This window comes from Porcipelethomonas ammoniilytica (genome assembly GCF_025567485.1).
Taxonomy (GTDB): Bacteria; Bacillota; Clostridia; order Oscillospirales; family Ruminococcaceae; genus Porcipelethomonas; species Porcipelethomonas ammoniilytica.
The window spans coordinates 17,234-32,564 of sequence record NZ_JAOQKH010000014.1 but is presented as its reverse complement, the minus strand read 5'-3'; the positions used below and the strand labels follow the sequence as shown (position 1 = coordinate 32,564).

Below are 15,331 nucleotides of genomic sequence, written 5' to 3'. Positions count from 1 at the left end.
ATAAATGAAAAAGAAATTATTGTCAGTTGTTATTTCTATGATTACGGTTTTTTCTTTATGTATTCTGCCTGTATCGGCAATGAGACCGGATTCGGACAGAGTTCACGACGGAATTGACGTAAGTGAGTTTCAGGGTGATATTGATTTTGACAGAGTTCATGAATGCGGTATTGAAGTAGTTTATATCAGAGCAGGTTCCGGCGATTATACAGATTCGTATTTTGAATCCAATGCTCGAAAGGCACGTGAATCGGATGTAAAATTTGGTTTTTACTTTTACGTTACCGCTCGTGATGAAGCGCAGGCAAGAGAACAGGCGATACGTTTTGCATCTTTGATCAGAGATAAAGACTATGACTGCCGTCCGGTAATGGATTTTGAGAACTTTTCCGGTTTGTCGATACGAGAAGTTAATAGGATCGGAACTGCTTTTATTGAAGAACTTCATAGGCGAAGCGGTATACTTCCTATGATTTATACCGACGCATATGCTGCCGATAACGTATGGGACGATGAGTTTAAAAAATATCCGCTTTGGGCTGCTGATTATGACGTATATGAACCTGATATAACAAGAGTATGGAGAGACGGCTGGAGCGGTTTTCAGTACACTGATGCCGGAAGAGTATGCGGTATAAGCGGAAATGTTGACAGAGACAGGTTTACCGATACTGTTTATGTTACTGATGATGAGAAGGAAAACCGTCCTGACGGGGATTATTTCTATTATACTGTGGTTTCCGGTGATACTCTTTACAGTATTGCTTCAAGGTATTCAACTACGGTTGAAGAATTAACAAGACTGAATAATATTGAAAATCCAAATTTAATTTACGTGGGAGAAAGAATTAAAGTACCGTTTTAATGTATAAACCTCCTGTTTATGGAAAATAATAATATTGTATTTTGATAAACAGGAGGAAAAAATATGAACTTAAAAGACAGTCAGACCAGAATTAATCTAATGCGTTCGTTTGCGGGAGAAAGTCAGGCAAGAAACAGATATACCTATGCAGCAGAAGCTGCAAAAAGTCAGAGCCTTCATGTAATTGAAGCGGTATTTAAGTTTACTGCCAATCAGGAAAAAGAGCATGGAAAGATTTTTTACAATTATCTAAAGGAAATGACCGGAGAAAATATTACCATTGACGGCAGCTATCCTGTAGATATTTATGACGATGTTTTAAAGCTTCTGCGTTCTGCACAGCATAATGAATTTGAAGAATTTGAACCGGTTTATCCGGATTTTGCAGCAGTTGCAAATCAGGAAGGTTTTACTAATATCGGCGCCAAATTCAATCAGATCGCAAAGATTGAAAAAACACACGGCGACAGATTTGGTATGTTTGCAGATCTTCTGGAGCAGGGCAAGCTGTTTGTATCTGATGTTGAAGAAGAGTGGATGTGTTTGAACTGCGGATATGTTCACAAAAGCTCGGAAGCACCGAAATCATGTCCGGTATGCAGTCATCCTCAGGGATATTTTGTACGTCTGAAGCTTGCACCGTTTACTACTTTGTAGGAGGATTAAAAATATGGGAATAAAAGTAGATCATGTAAGAGGATATGAGGTTTTAGATTCCAGAGGTAATCCTACCGTTAAAGCTGAAGTACTGCTTTCAGACGGAAGCGTCGGCATAGCAAGCGTACCGTCCGGAGCGTCTACCGGAATGTTTGAAGCGGCAGAGCTTCGTGACAACGATTCAGGAAGATATAACGGCAGCGGCGTAACGCAGGCGGTAAAGAATGTCAATTCGGAAATCCGTAAGTCTATGATAGACGCTAAAACTATAGATCAAGGCAGAATAGACAGTATGCTTATTAACCTTGACGGAACAGATAATAAATCAAGATTAGGCGCTAATGCCATACTTGCAGCGTCTCTTGCACTTGCAAAGGCGGCGGCGTCTCATTACAAAATGCCGCTTTACAAGTATATCGGGGGAGTTTCAGCGGATATAATGCCGATTCCGCTTATGAATATTTTAAACGGCGGCGCTCACGCTTCAAATAATATTGATATTCAGGAATTTATGGTTATGCCTGTGGGTGCTGATACTTTCGCAGAATCTCTCAGAATGGGAACTGAAGTTTATCACAGTCTGAAAACAGTTTTGAAGAAAAAAGGTTTATCTACCGCTGTAGGTGACGAGGGCGGTTTTGCTCCGGATTTAAACTCAGATGAAGAAGCAATTGAATGCATACTTGACGCAATTGAACAGGCAGGTTACAATACCGATACTGTAAAAATTGCCCTTGACGCAGCAAGCAGTGAATGGTATAAGGACGGTAAATATTATCTTCCTAAAAGAGGAGTAACCTACGAAACGAATGAATTAATTTCATACTGGGAAGGTCTTGTTTCAAAATATCCTATTATTTCAATTGAAGATCCACTTGGAGAGCAGGACTGGAGCGGCTGGACTGATATGACCAAACGTCTGGGCAAACAGATTCAGCTTGTTGGTGATGACTTATTTGTTACAAATACTCAGCATCTTTCAAGAGGTATAAAAGAAAATGCCGCAAATGCTATTCTTATAAAGTTGAATCAGATCGGTACGCTGACTGAAACTCTAGATGCCATTAAAATGGCAAGATCGGCAGGCTACAGAGCGGTTATTTCTCACCGTTCCGGAGAAACGGAAGATACGACTATAGCAGATCTGGCAGTCGGGACAAATGCCGGACAGATCAAATCCGGGGCCCCTTGCCGTTCTGACAGGGTTGCAAAATATAACCGTCTTTTGCGTATCGGGGCAGAAAACGGTCTGACAAGGTTTAACAGAATATCCGGATAATATAAGGAGCAGCTTTAATGCTGCTCCAAATTTTTATTTGCCGGATTGTCAAGAATTTCTCCTTTTTCGGAAAAGCGTGAACCGTGACAGGGGCAGTCCCATGAATGCTCGGCGTTGTTCCATTTTAAAGCACAACCCATGTGAGTACATCTTTTTTTTGAAAAAGTCATGAGATTTTTTATCGCTTCAAAGCCGTTTATCAATAGCTGAGGCTTTAGAATACTTCTGGAAGGACTGAATATTTCTGCAAAATCTTTTTTCTTATCTGTGATAATATCACTTAGAATCATAGCGGAAAGCATTGCTCCTGTCATGCCCCATTTATTGAAACCGCTTGCAGTGTATAAATCAGGAGTATTTTTTGAATATTGTCCTATATACGGAATTCCGTCAAGGCTCATACAGTCCTGCGCCGCCCAATAATATTTTTCACGTGAATCAGGATAAAATTTGTCGGCAAAATTCCTAAGCTCGGACCAGCCTCCTCCTTGTTTACCTGTTCGATGTCCTCCGCCTCCTATAAGAATAAAATCTTCATAATTTCTGAAAGACATTCCCGTGTGATTTTCGTCAACATACATTCCGTTTACATTTTGTGCATTTTCCAGTGCAATAACGTAGGAACGATGCTGATAGAGCTTGAGAAAATAACTGCCGTGTTTATTAATAAACGGAAAATGAGTGGTAATGATTATTTTGTCGGCGGTTATTTTACCGGAATTGGTAATTGCTGTTTTCCCATTTAGTTCTCGGATAAAGGTATTTTCAAAGATATTTAAATCCTTTGCAATTGCTGAAATAAATCTCAGAGGATTGAATTGTGCCTGATCTGAAAATCGTACTGCTCCTGCCGTTTTAAATGGCAGTGGAATATCATTGCAAAGCTTTGCTTTGTATCCTATTTTATCCAATGCGGAAATTTCATTTTCAAGTTTTTGTCTGTCATTTACTGAATATACAAAATTATCTTTTATTTCATAACCGCATTCAATATTTTTGCATAATTGAGCGTACTTATCAAAAGCCGCTTTATTAGCCTGTAAATACAGCTGTGCGGTTTCCTTATTAAAGCTTTTAAGAATTTTCTGATAGTTCAAGCCGTGCTGGAAAGTAATTTTAGCGGTAGTATTTTGTGTGACGCCGCTGCATATTTTCTCTTTTTCAGCCAGAATATAATTTATACCGTTTTGCTGAAGAAAATATGCAGTCAGTATTCCTGCAATTCCTCCGCCGATAATAAGCACATCTGTTTTTATGTCTTTTTTTAATTCAGGAAATTCCGGAAGTTCAGTATTTTGCTGCCATATTGATTTCATTTTAAAATTTCTCCTGTTTTTATTATATTATTTCATTTATAAATTAATATATACAGGTAGAATTTTTTAAAGTCTGTCAGCTTATTTTTATAATTAATTTTTTTCTATTTTGTCTCTCAGGTCTGTGAGACTGCGGTTGCAGTAACACATTACTTCATACATAAGATTTACTCCGTAGGAAAAAGTATCGCCGTTTACAGGGTTTAAATCAACACTGTAGGCAAGCACAAATAAAATTTCTTCAACACCTTTTGATATCCTCAGAGTATTGTCAAGCTTATTAATTACATCTACATTGGTCATATTTAAATTCCTTTCTGTTTTTTATTGACAACCCACGAAAGGAATGCTATAATAGATTTAGCAGATTCCTTTCGAGGGTTTGTTGTTGTAACGGTAACGCTTGGCATTTGTCGGTGCAGCGTTATCGTTATTTTTTGTCCTGTGACAGAAGTAAATGAATGCCTTGCCTAATGGCTTCTGCTTTTGTAATGTTATTTTTTTCACAGTACTCTAATAATTTCTTATGCATTTCGTCATTAAGCCTTACTTTGACGTCATTTACTTTTGGACTGTCAGTAGGTCTGCCCATTTTTTTGGAACACATATAGTCACCTCACTTTTGAGTTCCATAAATTTATCATATACTATTGTGTTCCAAAAGTCAATAGTTTTTTTATTCATAATTTTTTAATTTACCTATTGACATTTTATGGAAATCGGTATATAATAAACTTATAAGATTTTTATGTATACATAATCTTAAAAAGAAACGGCAACGTATTATTGAGGTGGTAATATGTTGCTGTTTTCTTATTTTATACCGTATGGCATTTCTCATAATTAAATGGAAACTTTCATATAAATTATAAAACAATTATATGGAGGTATACTATGAATGAAATAAAAACTGAAACAGCGCCTGAAAATACTGAGACAACATCTGAAAATACACAGGAGCCTGTCGATTTAATTGAAATGGTAAGAGCTAAGCACAGTGAAGAAACTGTTTATAATTCGGAACGTATGAGTGATGTACTGTTTATGCAGCTGATTTTATGCGTCCTTTTAGTACTGGTATTTGCGGTAATTAAAATGATCGAAGGCGATACTACTGCATGGTTCGTATCTGAATTTAAAAGTATGACCAACGGAGCTGCGGAGGAATTTATAAAGCAGGCAGTCAGTAAGGCTATACAGTATGTAAAATGATTAATGTAAATATTGCAGGACTTAAAATCTCCTTTGAATTCGGTTTTTTTGCAGTGGCGGCGGTTTTCTGCCTTCTTGACGCTCCTGAATTGGCTCTGACTGCGGTATGTGCCTGTGTTATCCATGAGATCGGACATTGTATTGCCGCAGTTATTTCAGATATCAAAATAGAACAGCTTGTGTTCTGGGCAGGAGGAGTAAAAATGATTTCTGCTTCGTCGCTGAAACCGGTATACTCAGAAGTTTTTGTCCTTTTTGCCGGACCTTTTTTTAATTTTGCAGCGGCCTTGTTTTTTTATCTTACCGGTGCAGATTGGGCATTTTCAGTAAATTTGATATTAGGTTTATTTAATCTTCTTCCGTTTTCAAATCTGGACGGAGGAGCAGTACTTAGAAAAATTCTTGAGCACTATGAGTTGAACAGCAGTTTGATTATGAAGGCTGTGGCGATAATTTCGGCTGCTATTATAATTGCATTTTTTTATATTTTTAACACAGGCAATATTACAGGTTATATAACAGTTATTCTTTTGACGGTTTATGAATTCTGCTATTGATTCTTATTCTATTTTATTGTAAAATAATAATATTAGACCAAAGTCATTTGCAGATCGTGCTGAGGTAAATTCAAATCAATAATACTGCGGAAGGCCGCTCTGTATGGAGCAGCCTTCTTTGCCGTATACTTAAAATATGTGCTTTACACATAAAGCCTGGTATAATCAGACGAATACCTTGGAAAATAGATGGGGAAAGTGCATCTTGAATTGAATAGTAGATAAAATGTTGAAAATTATATCGTAATCTAAAGACTATAAATGGGAGGTGGGAAAATGAGAGATACCATTTTAATTGTAGATGATGAGGCAGACATTGTTTCCACTCTTGCAGATTATTTTCTGTATAATGACTATAATGTAATGACGGCAACAAGCGGCACAGAAGCCATTGAAAAAGCTGAAAGACAGCCGGATATCATTCTTCTGGATATCAATATGCCTGATGTGGATGGTCTGGAGGTGTGTGCCCGGATACGGGATTTTGTTAGTTGCCCCATTCTGTTCCTGACAGCCAGAGTGGAGGACAGTGATAAAATCAAAGGTTTCGGTATGGGTGGGGATGATTATGTTGTAAAGCCATTTTCCCTGGATGAGCTTGGCGCAAGAGTTGCCGCACACATCAGACGGGAGCGTCGCAGAGGAGAGACTCCGAAAGTCCGGTTTGATGATAAGTTGTCGATTGACTATACTGAAAGACGATTATACTTTGATAGCGAAGAAATTTCTCTTGCAAAAAAGGAGTTTGATATTATAGAGCTTCTTTCCAGCCATCCTGGGCAGATTTTCAGCAAAGAACGGATTTATGAACTTGTTTGGGGCTATGACAGTGAAGGAGAATCTTCTGTGGTAGCCGAACATATCCGCAGAATTCGCGCAAAGCTGGCGGCGAGAGTTACAAAACCATATGTGGAAACGGTTTGGGGAGTGGGATACAAATGGGTAAAATGAAAGATTTCTTTAAAAGAAAATCTATTAAGACAGCATTCACTATATCTATGCTCGCCTGTATTTTTTCTGCTTTGCTGCTATCCTTAGCTCTATCAAACTTTTGTCAGTGGGGGCAGTCCAGATACTATAAAAAATATCAAATTCAATTTGGAGTATCCAATCCCGAAATGGTGATTGGATTTGAAAAGACAGAAGGAAATATATCTTATCAGACGCCACTGAATTTAAAGGATCATTTTACGCGGACAGATCGAACTGTATATAATATTCTTGGATTTTTGAGTGTCGGTGTGTATCCAATTTGTTTTATTTTCTGTATTGCAGTCACCAGTGTTCTGTTTTATAAACGACAACTACAGGAGCCTATTACTATACTGGATCATGCCGCTGGTAAGATTGCCGAAAATAATTTGGACTTCAAAATCATCTATGATAAAGAGGACGAGCTGGGAAAGCTGTGTGTTTCTTTCGAGAAAATGCGTCAGGCGCTGCAGGAAAGCAATGAAGAAATGTGGCGGCAGATGGAGGAACGTAAACGGTTGAATGCAGCGTTTGCCCATGACCTGAGAACACCGCTGACAGTCCTGAAAGGACAAAGCGAGCTTCTGCGGAAATATGCGCCGAAAATGACAGCTGAAAAAGTGAGTGATACCTCAAAGATGATGTACCGGCATATTGTAAGGCTGGAAGAGTATGTGCAAACCATGGGGGAGCTGCAGCGGCTGGAGGATATTATGATTGTTCGGCAGCCTGTAACGATGGATGCGCTTTGCAGGCAGTTCAGGGAAACCGGAGAAGCCGTGTGTAACGGGAAAGTATTTTTCTGCGAGGTTATTGGTGACGAGCATGTTGATTTGAATATAGACACTACCATTGTTATGCGGGTGTTTGAGAATTTGCTTGCCAACGCAGTGCGGTTTGCAAAGGAAAAGATTAAGGTATTGACAAAGTTGCAAGATGGTTATCTGTATTTGACTGTTTCCGATGATGGAGCTGGATTTGCGGAAAAGGATTTGGAGAATGCCACAAAGCCGTTTTACAAAACAGTGCGGGAAACTGATAACGAGCATTTCGGTATGGGGTTGAATATCTGCAAGATCCTTTGTGAGAAGCATGGAGGATATATCCGACTGAGCAACCAGGACGGGGCGGTGATTACCGTGGCGTTCAGACAGTGACATGATATGTTACAATTAAATATCATTACTTTAGCAGGCGGTCATCCATTATTGGTGGCTGCCTGTTTAAGCATATAAAATGACGATTTATTTCACAAAATATTTTTAACAAGTAGATAAAAAGTTGAAAATCTCCCTTTATACTATACCTATCAGATGAGAAACCATCTGGAGAAAGGAGCTTTTTCAAATGAACAATTCTATAGAAATCAAAGGGTTGAATAAATTTTACGGAAAGAAGCAGGCGCTTTTTGATGTGAATCTTTCCATTCATCAAGGTATGTTTGGTCTGCTGGGTCGCAACGGTGCTGGCAAGACCACTCTGATGAAGACATTGGCCACATTACTTCAAAAGAAGGACGGAGAAATTACCGTGTGCGGCGTTCCAATAGAAAACGCCAAAGAGATTCGCAAGATTATCGGGTATCTGCCTCAGGAGTTTTCCATGTACCCATCCATGAATGTAGGGGAAGCCATGGAATATCTGGCAATCCTGTCAGGACTCAGTGGAGCAGAACGAAAAGAACGAATCAACGCACTACTCAAAAAAGTGAATCTGACAGAGCACCGGAACAAAAAGGTAAAAGCGCTTTCCGGCGGCATGAAACGCCGGCTTGGAATTGCCCAGGCGCTGCTCAATAACCCTAAGGTGCTGATTGTTGACGAACCTACCGCCGGGCTGGATCCGGAGGAACGTGTCAGATTCAGAAATCTGCTGTCTGAAATCGCCGAAGATAAGATTGTGATTCTGTCCACCCACATTGTAGGGGACATTGAAGCCACTTGTGAGGATATCGCCATCATCAACGAGGGCAGGGTTATCTATAACGGTACAGTAGATGAACTTTTGCAGGCAGCAGAAGGCAGAGTATTTACCATGACAGCTTCCAAGCGAGAACTTCCCCAGCTTAAAAGGCAGCTTACCATCACCAGCATGCACACTCAGGGCAACAAGGTTCACATTCGATTTATTGAGGATACTTTGATGCAAGGTGCAAAGGCATGTGAACCGAATATTGAGGATGCATATATGCTGTATCTCCACTCCAGCGGCGTTCGAGAGATTTTGGGTGAAATTGGGGGTGAGTGGTAATGCTGTTGTTGCAGGAAATCAAAAAAATTGTAAAATCCGTTCCATACTTGATTTTCGTTGCAGCTGTTGTGATTGGTCTGTTCTCTCAGGGGGTATTCCGGTTTCATGAAGATCTCCTTGAGGAACCTCAGCCGGGCGGCAGTTACGGATTTAAACATGAGGAAATAGCAGAACAGATTATGCCGGCTGCGTTGAGAGACCTGTTGACCGAGTTTAGTAATAATAATTATACGACGTATCCCATTGGATTTATCAAGCATGTAAAGCTCAGCGAAGACAAGCAGGAAAGAATGGCCGAAATCCTTTCTGAGATTACAGGGAATGATAAGGAAAGAATTTTGCAGGAAGTAGCAGGGATTACGCCCGGCGGTTCCGACAATTATACCTTTCAAATCGGCGGGGATGGTATGCAGCAGGACGGCAATGGAGGCTTTACCATAAGTTCGGATGATAAACAGCAGAGCAGTCCTGAAAAGATGACATTTGCAGTAAGGGATGATATGGACTATGCCCGATTTAAAGAGCTGATGGGGCAGGCGGACGATCTTCTGGGCGGTGGTTCCAACTACGCGGTGGATTCGCTGATTGGGTACGGAACGGTTCCTTTGACCTATGAGGAGGCAAAAGAGCAATACGACCTTGCGGTCACTTCCGATAGAGTGACCGGCGGCTATGCCCGTCTGTTCTCAGACTATGCAGGCGTTATGGTGCTGTCAATCCTGCCGGTATTTCTGGCGGTCATCCTGAGCATGAAGGACCGGCGTGCTAACATGGAGGCGCTTATCTATACAAAGAAAATGTCCGCAGCTAAACTGACCTTTATCCGGTACTTGGCGCTTGTTATCGCAGTCATGGTTCCGGTAATCATTTTATCCTATGTATCAAACATGATGGTTTGGAGCAGCTATAGCGGAATACAGCTGGATTATCTAGCTCCCCTCAAGTATGATTTCGGTTGGCTGATGCCCAGTGTGATGATTTCCACGGCCATTGGTATGTTTTTGACGGAGCTGACCGGTACGCCCATTGCCGTTGCAGTACAGGGGCTTTGGTGGATGTTTGACGTCAATCTGGGAATCAAAACCGTTCATTCGGGATATTCCCTGTTTCGTCTGGCACCTCGCCACAATGCGGGGGCAGATTCCTTATTCCGAACCCAGGACTATCTGGATCATTTCCAGAATCTTGTGCAGAACAGGCTGCTAATAGCGGGAATCTCTCTGGTACTGATCTTACTCACAATTTTAATCTATGAAGCAAAAAGAAAGGGGAAATTCGGTGGAAATGCATTCTTCCAAAAAGCAGTTTCTGGTATTAGAAATCGCAAAAATCAATCTCAGGCATAATGCACTTTTATCCATTGCAGTGGCTGTTCTTTTATGCCTTGTCACTCCATTCCTCATTGGCACAGCCAATCTGGATCGGAATTCCGCAGCCATGCCGCTGGAGATGTTTGTTTCTTTAATTGGCATTGTGCTTCTGACGCCGGTATTTCAGCCGGAACAGAACGAAGAAATCGACGATCTGGTGTCTTCCAAGTATTGCAGCACAGCAAAGGTTCATTTGATACGAACGGTGTATTCCGTGGGAATTGCCGCCTTGTTAATCTGCGTATTTACCGTATATATGAAAATGCAAAGCTGTGATGTAGCACCGATTTTGGCGTTTGGAACAATAGCGGATGCCCTATTCTTAGGCTCCATGGGCATGCTGACCTCCGCGCTGACTGGAAATACAGTCATCGGATACATGCCGCCGCTGCTTTATTACGCACTCAACATCGGTATGGGGCCAAAGCTGGGAAGTTTTTATCTGTTCTCTATGATAACGGGCAGCTACACTGCAAAGCTGTGGCTGTTCGTTGCGGGAATGCTGATGATGGCAGCAGCTTTATTCTATCAAAGGATTCGTAAGCGCATGGTTTAATGAAAAGGACACCAACACGCAGTGTTCGCTGCGTCTTGGTGTCCTTTTGTTGAAAATTGAAAGAAATAGGCTTTCTTATGCCTCATTGACAAATAGTTGTTTTTTGCGTATAATTAAACTTAAAGTTTAATTATTGGAGGGTACTCAGCGGCTATATTTTCCCGATGTACGCTTCTTGGTTCTTTTTTCTCCTTCCCATTAATAAATCAACTTTTGTGAAAACGGGAAATCACAGTCTGAAAGGAGTATTTGCATGAAACACGTATGTATGCTTATATCGGTGGCCGATATTAACACCGCAAGAAAATTTTATGAGGATTTATTCGGATTGGAAGTATTTCAGGATTACGGCAGAAACATTGCTTTTACCTGCGGCCTGGCATTGCAGCAGGATTTTGACTGGCTTGTAAATCTGCCGAAAGAAAAGATATTAAAAAAATCCAACAATGCGGAAATCGTTTTTGAGGAACAGAACTTTGACGGTTTCCTGAACAAACTGAAAGAATACCCGGACATTGAATATCTGGGAGAAGTAATCGAGCATAGCTGGGGCCAGCGAGTGATCCGATTTTACGATTTGGACGGGCATATCATAGAGGTCGGCGAGGATATGAAAATGGTGATAAAGCGTTTTCTTTCTTCCGGCATGACTATGGAAGAAATTTCAGTGAAAATGGATGCATCCGTGGAGGATTTGACAAAACTTTTAAACAGCTAATACATGGTGGACTAATACACAAAACGGAACCATTTTGATGATTCTGCGTTTATATGAATATCTACTTTTTAGGAGACCATATGCTATGAGAAAACAACTGCTACTAATTTTAACGCTGAGCCTTATATTGGCAGTCACCGCTTGCAGAACGTCCAGTGGTGGAGGATCAGAAGTGGACGAAAACGGAAAAGCCACATTCCAAGCGACTATATTAGAAGTACGTGATGGCTATTACCTTGTCGAGCCTGTTGACGGAAGTACAGAATTGAACAGCGCAGACCTGATAACAGTTCCTATTACAAATATTAATCCCTCACCGGAGCCGGAAGTCGGAGATGTTTTGGAAATTGAATATGACGGTTCGATCGCAGAATCATATCCTGCACAAATTACTAATGTTTATAGCATTCGTATTGTCGAATAACTAAAATGTTGATAAAGATTCCAGTGTGATGGATGTATTTGTATGTGTGGAATGACAACTGATTTATAAAATATAAATCGTAATTTGCAGAGGTGATATTTTGAAAAAAGTAATTTTATATATTCACGGAAAAGGCGGAAGCTATTTAGAAGCTGAACAATACAAGAAAAATTGTTTGGGTTTTGATATTATTGGGATAGACTACAATGATTATATCCCGTGGATTGTACAAAATCAAATTCAATCAGTCTATGACAAAGCAAATGAAAGATACGATTATGTTTATTTAATTGCAAACAGCATAGGGGCTTATCTTGCAATGCACACATTGCAGAATTGTGACATTGAAAAGGCGTTATTTATATCACCTGTACTTGATATGGAACGTCTTATACTGGACATGATGAGTTGGGCAAATGTATCGGAGAAGGAGCTGAGTGAGAAAAGAGAAATCCCTACGGACTTTGGGGAAACATTATCATGGAAATATTTATGCTTTGTTAGGGAAAACCCTATAACATGGAACGTTCCTACAGAAATCCTATATGCAGAAAATGATAACCTCGTATCTCACCAAACAGTAAATGAATTTGTTAGTAGTCACAATGCACATCTGACTGTAATGAAAAATGGGGAACACTGGTTTCATACATATGAGCAGATTGACTTTTTGGATAATTGGATGAAAAAGACAATACGATAAAATCGAAATTTGCGGAGGAAATATTATGCTTGAAAATATACCGTCTCCATCAACAATGACTGAATTGCTCGGAAAATCTCTGTTTGAAGTCTGGCAAGAGTTATGTTCGGCTATTGATGAAAAATACCAAATGGAACGATTATGGAATACTGGTGGTAAGAATTGGACTTACGAATATAAATATCGTAGGGGCGGTAAAACACTTTGTTGCCTATATGCGAAAAGTAATTGCGTTGGTTTCATGATTATCTTTGGGAAAGATGAAAGAACAAAATTTGAAGATATAAGAACTACTCTTTCTAATGCCGTTTGCAGGCAATATGATGAAGCAAAAATTTATCATGATGGAAAATGGGTAATGTTTGAACCGACTGATACTGCTGTACTTGAAGATTATATTAAATTGTTGGCTATTAAAAGAAAACCGAATCGGAAATAACAATTCCAGCTTATATGAATATACTGGGAAATTAAAGCGACAAATTCAATCTGGATTTGAGGTGATATAGGGTGAAGCGTTGTATTGTAGTAACCGATATAGTCAAGCATATTTAATAAATTTTTGGAGGTTATAACATGGCTATATCGAAAAATAGAATATATCCCCGTACAGGTGATACCGAAACAGTTTATCTGAAAAATGTAATTACTAATCCCAATATTGAGATTGGTGATTATACAATGTATAACGATTTTGCTCACAATCCGTGTGATTTTCAAAAGAATAATGTGCTGTATCATTACTCGGTCAATCATGACCGACTTGTGATTGGAAAGTTCTGCTCGATTGCCTGTGGTGCAAAATTTATATTCACAAGCGCAAATCATTCTCTGAAATCCTTATCGACTTATCCGTTTCCTATCTTTTTTGAAGAATGGGATTTAGATGTGACAAATATTACGGATGCATGGGATAATAAGGGAAATATTATCATTGGTAATGATGTATGGATTGGTTATGAAGCTGTAATTCTTTCTGGAGTAACGATTGGAGATGGAGCAATCATTGGAACTCATGCAGTGGTTACAAAGGACGTACCGCCATATACAATTGTCGGTGGTGTGCCAGCGAAGTCTATACGCAAGCGATTTGATGACAAGACTATTGCAAGGTTGTTGGAACTGAAATGGTGGGATTGGCCAGAGGAACGAATTAAAGCCAATCTTGAAATCATACAGTCTGGTAGAATTGATGAATTAAATTGATTTATATTTGGGAGTGTGGGGAATCATATCTTCCCCATAACTTCCAGTTTATCGGACATAAGAATATATTATCATAGAGCTAGGTGCAGAATTTATAAAAGGATTATCATGAAGTGAACAGATACATACAAGAAACGGATATGCTTGATTATTCAGATATCTATATTCAGAGGTTAATACAAGACAAAGATTGGTTGGAATTATCTGATTTTGACCGCATAAAAGCAATCTACAACTATGTGCGGGACGAAATCCTGTTTGGATATAATATAGACGACAGTATTCCCGCATCCAAAGTTCTGGCTGACGGTTACGGTCAGTGTAATACAAAAGGCACTCTGTTTATGGCACTGCTGAGAGCTTGCAATATCCCATGCAGAGTACATGGCTTTACGATTGACAAAAAACTGCAAAAAGGGGCAATGACGGGATTGGTTTATAGATCAGCTCCAAAGAATGTATTGCATAGTTGGGTAGAGATATTCTTTGAAGATATCTGGTATGAATTGGAAGCATTTATTTTAGACAACTCATATTTCTCTAAATTACAACAGGCACACAGCGATTGTGTCGGGGCATTCTGTGGTTATGGTGTTGGCGTAAAAGATTTTCAGCACCCTGTCATTGATTTTGACAGGAACAACACCTATATACAAAGCGAAGGTATCAATCAGGATTTTGGAATATATGACTGCCCAGATGATTTTCTGAAAGAGCATCGGCAGGAAATGTCAGTAATAAAGGCATTTGCATATAGAAATTTAGGACGGCATCTTATGAACAGAAATGTAAAGAAAATACGAAATTCTAGTTGAATATAAATTTGTTTGTTGGGAATTTTAAAGCGGCAAATCAGATTTTGAGGAGAAACATATGATACAAAAAGTAAATTTGAAAGAGAATGTAAATGCGATTGATCGCCTGTTCCTCTATAAGAGGGTGGGTACATTGAATAACCATATGTTAAATGTGTTGCAAGCGGAACATAGAACTTTAGATTTTCATATACATGAAAATTCTGATGAACTGTTCTACTGTATTGAGGGCGAATTTGATATTGAGTTTGAGGACGGATTAACACATTTATGCGAGGGAGATTTTATAATAATTCCTAAAGGAATGAAGCATCGTCCAATATGTAACGAATTGGTTAAATGCCTGTTGATTGAAGTTGAGGGAACTCTCAATCAAGAAAATACGGGTGGAACATACACAGAGTAAGTAGATATAGTAGTGGCAACTTCCA

At 39.5% G+C, this 15,331-nt stretch carries 20 protein-coding genes; 17 read left to right on the top strand and 3 right to left on the bottom strand.

Translation table 11 applies throughout. The annotated features are described in order from the left end of the window. The first annotated feature begins 4 nt into the window (after nt 1–4). The 3 genes from OCV67_RS10195 (at nt 5) to eno (ending at nt 2,801) form a co-directional block, all read left to right on the top strand. On the top strand, nt 5–865 hold the full coding sequence (locus OCV67_RS10195; RefSeq protein ID WP_147643874.1) for a GH25 family lysozyme: 861 nt from the start codon (nt 5–7) through the stop codon (nt 863–865). A gap of 63 nt (nt 866–928) precedes the next feature. After that, on the top strand, nt 929–1,522 hold the full coding sequence (gene rbr / locus OCV67_RS10190) for a rubrerythrin (RefSeq protein WP_147643873.1): 594 nt from the start codon (nt 929–931) through the stop codon (nt 1,520–1,522). Nucleotides 1,523–1,535: 13 nt separating this feature from the next. Further along, entirely contained in the window at nt 1,536–2,801 is a 1,266-nt protein-coding gene (eno, locus tag OCV67_RS10185; protein ID WP_147643872.1) for a phosphopyruvate hydratase, read from the top strand. Nucleotides 2,802–2,815: 14 nt separating this feature from the next. Here the strand turns inward: eno and OCV67_RS10180 are convergent, their stop codons facing one another. The 3 genes from OCV67_RS10180 to OCV67_RS10170 all read right to left on the bottom strand — a co-directional run bounded on the left by OCV67_RS10180 (nt 2,816) and on the right by OCV67_RS10170 (nt 4,724). Beyond that, complete coding sequence (locus tag OCV67_RS10180; RefSeq protein ID WP_147643871.1) at nt 2,816–4,117, bottom strand: FAD-dependent oxidoreductase; 1,302 nt, start codon at nt 4,115–4,117, stop codon at nt 2,816–2,818. A gap of 93 nt (nt 4,118–4,210) precedes the next feature. Next, nucleotides 4,211–4,420 carry a hypothetical protein gene (locus OCV67_RS10175; protein WP_147643870.1) on the bottom strand — a complete coding sequence of 70 codons (210 nt, stop codon included), beginning with the start codon at nt 4,418–4,420 and terminating at the stop codon, nt 4,211–4,213. Nucleotides 4,421–4,547: 127 nt separating this feature from the next. Beyond that, nucleotides 4,548–4,724, bottom strand: a complete 177-nt coding sequence (locus tag OCV67_RS10170; RefSeq protein ID WP_147643869.1) for a ribbon-helix-helix domain-containing protein — start codon at nt 4,722–4,724, stop codon at nt 4,548–4,550. Between the two features lie 287 nt (nt 4,725–5,011). Here OCV67_RS10170 and OCV67_RS10165 point away from each other — a divergent pair, with 287 nt between their 5' ends. From OCV67_RS10165 to OCV67_RS10100, 14 genes are all read left to right on the top strand, one after another. Continuing rightward, nucleotides 5,012–5,329, top strand: a complete 318-nt coding sequence (locus OCV67_RS10165) for a hypothetical protein (protein WP_147643868.1) — start codon at nt 5,012–5,014, stop codon at nt 5,327–5,329. Further along, nucleotides 5,326–5,886 (top strand): site-2 protease family protein, encoded by a 561-nt coding sequence (locus tag OCV67_RS10160; protein ID WP_147643867.1) that lies wholly within the window; start codon nt 5,326–5,328, stop codon nt 5,884–5,886. The genes OCV67_RS10165 and OCV67_RS10160 overlap by 4 nt, the downstream gene beginning before the upstream one ends. Nucleotides 5,887–6,162: 276 nt before the next feature. Continuing rightward, complete coding sequence (locus OCV67_RS10155) at nt 6,163–6,837, top strand: response regulator transcription factor (protein ID WP_147643866.1); 675 nt, start codon at nt 6,163–6,165, stop codon at nt 6,835–6,837. Beyond that, complete coding sequence (locus tag OCV67_RS10150; protein ID WP_147643865.1) at nt 6,825–8,015, top strand: HAMP domain-containing sensor histidine kinase; 1,191 nt, start codon at nt 6,825–6,827, stop codon at nt 8,013–8,015. Before OCV67_RS10155 ends, OCV67_RS10150 begins: the two co-directional genes overlap by 13 nt. A 190-nt stretch (nt 8,016–8,205) precedes the next feature. Further along, entirely contained in the window at nt 8,206–9,108 is a 903-nt protein-coding gene (locus OCV67_RS10145; protein ID WP_147643864.1) for an ABC transporter ATP-binding protein, read from the top strand. Beyond that, a complete protein-coding gene (locus OCV67_RS10140; protein WP_147643863.1) occupies nt 9,108–10,454 on the top strand; it encodes a hypothetical protein in 1,347 nt (448 codons plus the stop codon). The genes OCV67_RS10145 and OCV67_RS10140 overlap by 1 nt, the downstream gene beginning before the upstream one ends. Further along, nucleotides 10,387–11,034: a hypothetical protein gene (locus OCV67_RS10135; RefSeq protein ID WP_147643862.1), complete on the top strand. Its 648-nt coding sequence runs from the start codon at nt 10,387–10,389 to the stop codon at nt 11,032–11,034. Before OCV67_RS10140 ends, OCV67_RS10135 begins: the two co-directional genes overlap by 68 nt. A 253-nt stretch (nt 11,035–11,287) precedes the next feature. Further along, nucleotides 11,288–11,752, top strand: a complete 465-nt coding sequence (locus OCV67_RS10130; RefSeq protein ID WP_147643861.1) for a VOC family protein — start codon at nt 11,288–11,290, stop codon at nt 11,750–11,752. 85 nt (nt 11,753–11,837) lie between these two features. Next, the gene (locus tag OCV67_RS10125; protein ID WP_262644524.1) at nt 11,838–12,176 is read left to right on the top strand and encodes a YobA family protein; all 339 of its coding nucleotides are present in this window, start codon (nt 11,838–11,840) and stop codon (nt 12,174–12,176) included. A 100-nt stretch (nt 12,177–12,276) separates the two neighbouring features. Then, the gene (locus OCV67_RS10120; RefSeq protein WP_147643860.1) at nt 12,277–12,879 is read left to right on the top strand and encodes an alpha/beta hydrolase; all 603 of its coding nucleotides are present in this window, start codon (nt 12,277–12,279) and stop codon (nt 12,877–12,879) included. A 25-nt stretch (nt 12,880–12,904) separates the two neighbouring features. Beyond that, nucleotides 12,905–13,318: a DUF3788 domain-containing protein gene (locus tag OCV67_RS10115; protein ID WP_147643859.1), complete on the top strand. Its 414-nt coding sequence runs from the start codon at nt 12,905–12,907 to the stop codon at nt 13,316–13,318. Nucleotides 13,319–13,455: 137 nt separating this feature from the next. Further along, complete coding sequence (locus OCV67_RS10110; protein WP_147643858.1) at nt 13,456–14,085, top strand: CatB-related O-acetyltransferase; 630 nt, start codon at nt 13,456–13,458, stop codon at nt 14,083–14,085. 113 nt (nt 14,086–14,198) lie between these two features. Then, nucleotides 14,199–14,900 carry a transglutaminase-like domain-containing protein gene (locus OCV67_RS10105; RefSeq protein WP_178085092.1) on the top strand — a complete coding sequence of 234 codons (702 nt, stop codon included), beginning with the start codon at nt 14,199–14,201 and terminating at the stop codon, nt 14,898–14,900. A gap of 58 nt (nt 14,901–14,958) precedes the next feature. Continuing rightward, the gene (locus OCV67_RS10100) at nt 14,959–15,306 is read left to right on the top strand and encodes a cupin domain-containing protein (protein WP_178085091.1); all 348 of its coding nucleotides are present in this window, start codon (nt 14,959–14,961) and stop codon (nt 15,304–15,306) included. Nucleotides 15,307–15,331 lie beyond the last annotated feature (25 nt).

Excerpts from the sequence above, each read along its gene's own strand:
- OCV67_RS10155 (WP_147643866.1), top strand. The coding sequence starts at position 6,163 with ATGAGAGATACCATTTTAATTGTAGATGATGAGGCAGACATTGTTTCC.
- OCV67_RS10115 (WP_147643859.1), top strand. The coding sequence starts at position 12,905 with ATGCTTGAAAATATACCGTCTCCATCAACAATGACTGAATTGCTCGGA.
- rbr (WP_147643873.1), top strand. The coding sequence starts at position 929 with ATGAACTTAAAAGACAGTCAGACCAGAATTAATCTAATGCGTTCGTTT.
- OCV67_RS10170 (WP_147643869.1), bottom strand. The coding sequence starts at position 4,724 with ATGTGTTCCAAAAAAATGGGCAGACCTACTGACAGTCCAAAAGTAAAT.
- OCV67_RS10160 (WP_147643867.1), top strand. The coding sequence starts at position 5,326 with ATGATTAATGTAAATATTGCAGGACTTAAAATCTCCTTTGAATTCGGT.
- OCV67_RS10110 (WP_147643858.1), top strand. The coding sequence starts at position 13,456 with ATGGCTATATCGAAAAATAGAATATATCCCCGTACAGGTGATACCGAA.
- OCV67_RS10140 (WP_147643863.1), top strand. The coding sequence starts at position 9,108 with ATGCTGTTGTTGCAGGAAATCAAAAAAATTGTAAAATCCGTTCCATAC.
- OCV67_RS10180 (WP_147643871.1), bottom strand. The coding sequence starts at position 4,117 with ATGAAATCAATATGGCAGCAAAATACTGAACTTCCGGAATTTCCTGAA.
- OCV67_RS10145 (WP_147643864.1), top strand. The coding sequence starts at position 8,206 with ATGAACAATTCTATAGAAATCAAAGGGTTGAATAAATTTTACGGAAAG.
- OCV67_RS10125 (WP_262644524.1), top strand. The coding sequence starts at position 11,838 with ATGAGAAAACAACTGCTACTAATTTTAACGCTGAGCCTTATATTGGCA.
- OCV67_RS10165 (WP_147643868.1), top strand. The coding sequence starts at position 5,012 with ATGAATGAAATAAAAACTGAAACAGCGCCTGAAAATACTGAGACAACA.
- OCV67_RS10175 (WP_147643870.1), bottom strand. The coding sequence starts at position 4,420 with ATGACCAATGTAGATGTAATTAATAAGCTTGACAATACTCTGAGGATA.
- eno (WP_147643872.1), top strand. The coding sequence starts at position 1,536 with ATGGGAATAAAAGTAGATCATGTAAGAGGATATGAGGTTTTAGATTCC.
- OCV67_RS10100 (WP_178085091.1), top strand. The coding sequence starts at position 14,959 with ATGATACAAAAAGTAAATTTGAAAGAGAATGTAAATGCGATTGATCGC.
- OCV67_RS10130 (WP_147643861.1), top strand. The coding sequence starts at position 11,288 with ATGAAACACGTATGTATGCTTATATCGGTGGCCGATATTAACACCGCA.
- OCV67_RS10195 (WP_147643874.1), top strand. The coding sequence starts at position 5 with ATGAAAAAGAAATTATTGTCAGTTGTTATTTCTATGATTACGGTTTTT.
- OCV67_RS10150 (WP_147643865.1), top strand. The coding sequence starts at position 6,825 with ATGGGTAAAATGAAAGATTTCTTTAAAAGAAAATCTATTAAGACAGCA.